The sequence below is a fragment of the Fulvivirga aurantia genome (assembly GCF_009711475.1).
Taxonomy (GTDB): domain Bacteria; phylum Bacteroidota; class Bacteroidia; order Cytophagales; family Cyclobacteriaceae; genus Fulvivirga; species Fulvivirga aurantia.
In genome coordinates, this window is record NZ_SMMD01000344.1 from 1 (window position 1) to 1876 (window position 1876).

The 1876-nt window shown below is 36.0% G+C and carries 3 protein-coding genes; 1 reads left to right on the plus strand and 2 read right to left on the minus strand.

Features of this window, described 5'->3' with window-relative positions:
• Positions 1-237, plus strand: a 237-nt coding sequence (locus tag E1176_RS20875; protein WP_222933053.1) for a hypothetical protein, incomplete at its 5' end; no start/stop codon positions are given.
• 10 nt (positions 238-247) lie between these two features.
• Here the strand turns inward: E1176_RS20875 and E1176_RS01685 are convergent.
• Positions 248-1531 carry a hypothetical protein gene (locus E1176_RS01685; protein ID WP_155208845.1) on the minus strand — a complete coding sequence of 428 codons (1284 nt, stop codon included), beginning with the start codon at positions 1529-1531 and terminating at the stop codon, positions 248-250.
• Positions 1532-1641: 110 nt separating this feature from the next.
• Positions 1642-1815 carry a response regulator transcription factor gene (locus E1176_RS21455; RefSeq protein WP_185152547.1) on the minus strand — a complete coding sequence of 58 codons (174 nt, stop codon included), beginning with the start codon at positions 1813-1815 and terminating at the stop codon, positions 1642-1644.
• Between the last annotated feature and the right edge of the window lie 61 nt (positions 1816-1876).

Genomic DNA, 1876 nt, shown 5'->3' on the forward strand with positions numbered 1-1876 from the left:
ATCCATATAGACTCAGGTTTACTAAGCCTTCAAGGCTTGGTAAACCTTTGTGCAGAGTGTTATCATCTATTTGTATTACCACTTCGAGTAGTCTGTCGAATTAAATTAAAACTGGCTTCAGAGTCCCTTAAAGGTGCCTCTGAGGGTGAAGGATTAATCGCTGTTTACGAGGCCCATATTCGCCAGCTGGTGGATGAGGGGCCGTGGGCTTATGGTTCACGGCCGTTTACTCGATAGTGTGCTAGCTTTATTTTCTTTTTTTAAGCCTTTCAGGATAGAATACGACTTGAATTAAGTTATATTCCAATTGACTAAAATTAAATTTTTCTCCATTTACTTGAAATTCAGAAAAGGGATACCACCTCAAATTGGTTCTTAGAATAAGCGCTTCATTGGTTTTTCCAGGTACTATATCCCAGCCGAAAGTGAATCCAGGCTCTATTTTATTAGTAAATATTCCTTGTGTATTAATTCCATCACCATTTTGCTCATAGTTAAACCTATCGTAGGCTACATTTAATCCGATAAACGGTGCAAAACCAGAGTAGTCAGTCAAAAACTTATTTACTTCTAAAGCTAAAGAAGTCTTTTTGATGGTTTGTTTCGAACCAAAGCCTTCCGTTTCAAAGGTTGGGTTTCTGTAGGATATTGCTGTAAACAGATTTGCTTTATGAAAATGATACCCTAAGGCTATGTCAAAGTAATTTGTAGAAGTTAGTTGTTGTTGTAGGTATGGAAACTCAGTAGCATTATAGTCAGATTTTGCTAGAGAAAATGAAATTGATGGTCCTGCACCAATAAAAAAGGAACCAAATTCATTAGAATCATACGATAATTTCGAAACAGTAGGGTAGCTGTTCCATTTTTCAATATTTTCTTCTTTAGTGTCTTTTGTAGCATCAAAAGTATACAGCATGCCGAATTGAAAAGACATTTTAGGTGTTTTGATTTCTGCTATTTGGGTTTTACTTATAGGGTATTGCCATTTGTCATCTGCAAAATAATTAACCCCGAATCTTAGGGCTAATTTTTTATAATTGTACATAACACCCGCATCGTAGTTGAGCATAAAGTCCTTCGAGAGTTTACTTTGATTTTCATCAGGCTTTAATATTTGCCTGAATTCTAGCGCTCCCCAATTAACTCCAATGTAAGGTCGGATTTTTCTTTCTTTCATTGTCCAAGGGTAAAATCTTGCACCTGTTGCTACCCAGTGATTTAGTTCGTGATTTGATCCATTGTCTTCGTTTAAGCTTAACTGGTTTAAAGGAAATGTAACATAGAATTCGGTATGTCCCCAAAAGTGAAAACCACCCCATGTTAGATATGAATTTAGCGTTTCAGCGTGATCAAAGGTTGTTATTGTATTATTTTCAAGTCGCTTTCCTGTAAAGGAGGGAAGGTAAGTTGCACCGATTTCAAAGTACATCTTTGCGAAATCAAGTCTTTCTTTATTTGGTGAATCTTCCTGGGCTAGAACAAAAGTGCTAATCAATAGACCAAAAACAATCGATAATAGTTTATGCTTCATTTTATGCCTTTTTGAAGCGAAATTATTGGTGCTTGCTATGATAGACAATCAGGCAATGGGTTGATTTATGCCTATAAAATGAATATCATACAAAAGTATGAGGCTGATAATCAATCTGATAGTAATCGACTTAGTTCATGGCGGTTCTTCACACTACATTTCTTGTAAATATTACTAGTGTGTGTTTTTACCGTGGGAAGTGAAATATGTAGTTTGTGAGTTATGTCTTGATAGGTTAAGCCTTCAAATAGAAGTGTTGCAATTTCTTGTTCCCTTTGTGTCAATCCATAGTTTTTGAATTGTTGCGCTTTGGGAGTTATGTGCTTGTTGGTAATAGATAGTCGC

Bases quoted from the DNA above. Each gene is read 5' to 3' on its own strand.
- E1176_RS01685 (WP_155208845.1), bottom strand. From the start codon at position 1,531: ATGAAGCATAAACTATTATCGATTGTTTTTGGTCTATTGATTAGCACT.